Origin of the sequence: Thalassospira xianhensis MCCC 1A02616, assembly GCF_003326475.1 — a bacterium.
Classification (GTDB): domain Bacteria; phylum Pseudomonadota; class Alphaproteobacteria; order Rhodospirillales; family Thalassospiraceae; genus Thalassospira; species Thalassospira xianhensis.
Genome location: NZ_JPWA01000075.1, coordinates 1 through 4,377, shown reverse-complemented (window position 1 = coordinate 4,377; position 4,377 = coordinate 1). Strand labels below are relative to the sequence as shown.

At 54.4% G+C, this 4,377-nt stretch carries 5 protein-coding genes and 1 pseudogene; 2 read left to right on the top strand and 4 right to left on the bottom strand.

Annotated elements, in window-relative coordinates; all coding sequences use genetic code 11:
* The 3 genes from TH5_RS24960 to TH5_RS24950 all read right to left on the bottom strand — a co-directional run.
* A partial coding sequence (locus TH5_RS24960) for a sugar O-acetyltransferase (protein ID WP_147250191.1) occupies window positions 1–554 on the bottom strand: 554 nt, incomplete at its 3' end.
* A gap of 242 nt (window positions 555–796) precedes the next feature.
* On the bottom strand, window positions 797–1,267 hold the full coding sequence (locus TH5_RS24955; protein ID WP_114124123.1) for a hypothetical protein: 471 nt from the start codon (window positions 1,265–1,267) through the stop codon (window positions 797–799).
* Between the two features lie 125 nt (window positions 1,268–1,392).
* On the bottom strand, window positions 1,393–2,472 hold the full coding sequence (locus TH5_RS24950; protein ID WP_114124122.1) for a patatin-like phospholipase family protein: 1,080 nt from the start codon (window positions 2,470–2,472) through the stop codon (window positions 1,393–1,395).
* A gap of 236 nt (window positions 2,473–2,708) precedes the next feature.
* On the opposite strand from TH5_RS24950, the gene TH5_RS24945 reads away from it, so the two are divergent.
* The gene (locus TH5_RS24945) at window positions 2,709–2,909 is read left to right on the top strand and encodes an AbrB/MazE/SpoVT family DNA-binding domain-containing protein (RefSeq protein ID WP_114124121.1); all 201 of its coding nucleotides are present in this window, start codon (window positions 2,709–2,711) and stop codon (window positions 2,907–2,909) included.
* A gap of 30 nt (window positions 2,910–2,939) precedes the next feature.
* Window positions 2,940–4,070 carry a hypothetical protein gene (locus TH5_RS24940; protein ID WP_114124120.1) on the top strand — a complete coding sequence of 377 codons (1,131 nt, stop codon included), beginning with the start codon at window positions 2,940–2,942 and terminating at the stop codon, window positions 4,068–4,070.
* Between the two features lie 95 nt (window positions 4,071–4,165).
* Here TH5_RS24940 and TH5_RS24935 read toward each other — a convergent pair.
* Window positions 4,166–4,377 (bottom strand): annotated as a pseudogene (locus tag TH5_RS24935) (LysR family transcriptional regulator); the annotation flags it as partial.

The window sequence follows — 4,377 nt, the reverse complement described above, 5'->3', positions numbered from 1 at the left end:
TATCCGCCCATCACGCGTGCCGGGTTGCCGACCACCGTCGTGCCCGGCGCGACATTTTTCGTCACCACCGCCCCCGCGCCGACAATCGCATTATCGCCGATGCTGACCCCGGCCAGGATGATCGCACCACCCCCGATCCAGACATTCCTGCCAATCGTCACCGGCAGGGCGATTTCAAGATGCTGCTGGCGAAGCTCCGGGTCCTTGTGATGCTGCGCGCAATATATCTGCACATTCGGGCCCAGCATTGAATGATCACCAAGGGTCACGGGCGCGGTATCAAGGATCGTGCAGCCGACATTGATGAACACATCCCGCCCAAGCCGGATATTGACCCCGTAGGCGCAATGAAACCGCGTTTCGATCCGAACGTCTTCGGCACATTGCGCAAACAGCGCACGCAGCTTTGGCGCGATATTGCCGCGTTCCGCGGGCGGCAGGATGCTGTGTTCATGCACCGCCTCATGGGCGCGTGCCCGCATGGCATCCAGTTCCGGGTCAAGGCAGCTATACCACTGCCCTGCCTTCATTTTTTCAAGCTCGCTTTGGGGCATCTCGATCCGGGGCGTTGTTGATGATGGCGGGGCTCAGACTACGCCTGCGCCTTATCTCGCGCAAACAAAGAAAACCCGCAAAAAAGAAACCCGCAAAAAAGAAACCCGCCCAAAAGAAACCCGCATGTGTGGGGGCACATGCGGGTCAGGTCGGCAGATCACCATGGATCGTCACAGATCATGCGATCAGGGGGGAGACGGGAAACCTGCCAATCAAGCCTTCAGGGAGGAGGCAAAAAAGCTTACTTCACGACAAGCCTGTAATTCGGCGTGGTATTAAGCGGGCAGCTATAAAGATACTCCCCGGGCTCAAGTGTCACCGCATAATCCTTGGTCTTGCCCTGCAAAAGGCCACCGCCCGACACCGAAATCTTCTTGCTCAGGATCTTGTCGGTCCAGTCGTAATCCTTGTCACGCAGCCAGAAACCAACCTCATAGGGCACGCCCTCATTGGCGACCCGGAAAATGTAATCCCCGGGCGGCAACGTCATTTCGCCGGCCTTTTCCACCCGCTGATCACCGCTTTCCTTGTTGATCGCAACGCAATCGGCTTTCTTGGTGCTGGTGTAATGATGGTTGGTGCCCTCGGGCTCCAGAAACTGGCAGGGCACCTGCGTGATTTCGATAACCTGCGGGGCGGCCTGCGACGGGGCGGCAAACCCCACCAGCATCGCCATCGCAATCCCGCCACCCATAACAACCGATTTCAACATCTGCTTATCTCCGGATTGATCTTTCCATCCGGTGTACCCGCCTTTGCCCGAAACCGGAAATCAAGCCCCGATCACAGCTTGGCGAGCAGCGCGAGAGGCCCACTCAAAACCCGCCAAATCACCCGTCAATCCGGCGCAAACAGATCAAGGTCCAAGGTCGGCCGCTCGCCAATATCACGCCGATGCTTGCGCAAAAACTTCGCTGCCGCCTCGCGCCCCTTGTCGCGCAGCATGGTCATGAAATCCCATTCGGCATTGAGTTTGGAGGATTGATCAAGCTCCAGCATCACATCGCTTGCGATGCAATGCATCCGCATCGCCCCCCATTTGCTGGCCTCACACGCATGGTCGGGCATGTCCTTTCGAAGGATCGAAATCATCCGAAGCTCTTTCATCAGGCTGCTGTTGAACGATACCTCGTTCAGGCGATTGGCAATCTCGCGCGATGTTTTCGGCACACCGGGCCGTTTGACCGGGTTGATCTGGACCAGAACCGTATCATCCGATCCGCATTCGCGCACCAGCGGCCCCAGGCTCGGATTGCCGGAATATCCGCCGTCCCAATACGGCACCCCATCAATTTCAATCGCCTTGTAAATCGTCGGCAGGCAGGCCGACGCCAGCAGCACATCGACCGTGATATCGGGGTTGCGAAACACCCGCCCCTGCCCGGTTTCAACATTGGTCGCGGTGACAAAAAGCTTGGCCGGGCTTTCATTAAGTGCCCTGAAATCGACAACCTCGTTTAAAATCGCGGCCAGCGGATTATCCCCCGCCGGGTTCAGGTCATAGGGCGAAAACACCCGCGCACTCATATCAAGCCACATATAAGCCAGCGAGTTTTCAAGCGACCAGTTGCCAAACAGGATGTCAATCGGGCTGCGCTGAAGCGGGCTGAACCGGGCGGCCTCCGATACCGCGCGCCAGAAAGTCTCAAGGTCCATCCTGGCACCCTCATAACCACCCTTGGCAAAGCCCGACGTCACCACCGCAGCATTCATCGCACCCGCCGAAGTCCCGGAAATCGCCTCAACCGTGATTTCCTCATCCTCCAGCAGCCGGTCAAGCACGCCCCACGTAAACGCCCCGTGCGACCCGCCACCCTGCAACGCCAGACTGATATGCTTGCGCGGCTTCTTGGCCTTGCCGTTCCCGTTACCGTTGGTCTTGCTCTTCGTCGTCGGTTTCTTCGCACTCTCGCTCATGCCAACTCCTGCGCACATCACTCGCGGGCCACGCCCACCCTCATGATATGTTGCACATGCGAAGAATTGCCAGTTTGGAAGGGTTAAAAGGCAGAAAACACCACCGCCCCGCCGTCACCCTCGCGAACGCGGGGGTCCATCGCGCCACAGGCTCCGCTTTCGTGCATATGCACTTGACCCGTGCCGCCTATCACCAAAATATAAACCAATGATCGAAAAAGGTAGAGGCATCCCCAATGAACCCAAAATCCGTTTCTCTGCACAGCAAGACTGAGGCGACCGGCACCTCGCGTGACCTCACGCCAACCGATCAGCTATGGGACAGCTTCTTTGATACGCAAAGCGTCTCAGATGATTTCATGAGCGACCGAAACCAGCCGGACATAGAAAAAACGGCAGAGTTGCAAAGCAATCTATTCGAGTTTGTGAGAAGATAAATTTTCCACTTTTTCCGAAAGAGGGGCAGGATGAGCACGAGAAAACAGAAATACATAATTAGTCCCCCAAGTGCTTGTCCTTCACATCTGCTTATTTCTGCCAATTTACCTCCGGCGGAGGTCCCGTTAGATATTGCACTTGTTGCCCAAAGCGCTTACCGCGAAATAATTCAAACAGCTCCTCATTCGGGCTTTCTTTTTAATTTTATTGAAGAACTACTGGAACCCGGATCAGATTTAATATGGAAAGAGTCCGGGCCGGGAAGGGGAACGGAAATGCGCCGCTCGTTCTCCGGCATCTTTGGCCGCTTCTTCGCCCGCGCCTATCTGTCTCAACACCATAATTTCACTTGGTTCAGCGCAATTGATGGCGATAATTTTCACATCGCTAGAAATTGGCGCATCAAACGTGACCCAACGGCTAAGACCGAAATGCCTGATTGGATATGCGCCCGCCCAGGTGAACTTGCGATCGGTGAAGCTAAAGGTTCTCATCAAAAAGGAAATGTGCCTAAGCGTAGTTTACCCAAACCGATACAAACAGCAGTAGGCCAAATTCAAGGTGTTGCCGTTCAGAAACTCAACACTACAGGCCGCCGACAGCGTTGGCGCCCGATCACGGTAAAAGGCTGGGCAATCATGTCGAGATGGGGAACGGCAAAGGATCCTTCCCGTCCTCCATTCCTTTACGCCCTAGACCCTTGGACGGATGGAGAAGATCCGTCAGACGACGAAACAGAAGAACTCGTTCAGGCGGTAGCAAGAACACATGTAAAACAAATTGCTAAAGGGCTTGGTCTTTTGACTGAGCAGGGTGAAAAAACTTCTGTATCTCGTTATCACGAATTTCAAATTTCTGGAGACCCTAAAAATCGTACCTTTTTGGGGCAAATTTTATCTCCTTGGGGCCCCATCAGCCCATCAGGCTCTTTGAGATTAGGTTTATTTATTCGGCGTAAAATGTTTCACCGTGTATTCCCCAAGGACGCAATCATGTTTGCTGGCTTAGAAAGCAATATTTGGGGGAAATATTTAAATAAATCAGAGCTTACCCCAATAAAACCCGAAACATTAGGAGACGGAGCATTCCTCGGGCAAGATAGTTTGGTAATTGCACCTATTTCGCAGATCGAAGTCCCCAAAAAAAGTAATCTAATATAGTTTTTGACCATTCAAACACACAGTTACTCTCTAATTTCTCGAGTTAACCATAACCAGACAGAAAATGTTCAGCCCACGTGTGAACTTTTTCAACCTCACCCCCACTCAATCGCCGCTGGCAAATCCATTTTCGGAGCCTGCTCGATCACCATCGCAAGGAAGATCCGCGCAATCGGTGACAGGCTTCTGCTTTGCCGCGTGATGATGCCAATCGGGCGTTTGCGGACCGGCTCGCAGAGCGGCACGAAGGCCAGTTTTCCGGGCGCGGCAAGGTCGGCGACGCGTGCGGCTAGTTCCGGCAGGACGG

Coding starts and splice junctions, on each gene's coding strand:
- TH5_RS24955 (WP_114124123.1), bottom strand. CDS start 1,267: ATGTTGAAATCGGTTGTTATGGGTGGCGGGATTGCGATGGCGATGCTG.
- TH5_RS24950 (WP_114124122.1), bottom strand. CDS start 2,472: ATGAGCGAGAGTGCGAAGAAACCGACGACGAAGAGCAAGACCAACGGT.
- TH5_RS24945 (WP_114124121.1), top strand. CDS start 2,709: ATGAACCCAAAATCCGTTTCTCTGCACAGCAAGACTGAGGCGACCGGC.
- TH5_RS24940 (WP_114124120.1), top strand. CDS start 2,940: ATGAGCACGAGAAAACAGAAATACATAATTAGTCCCCCAAGTGCTTGT.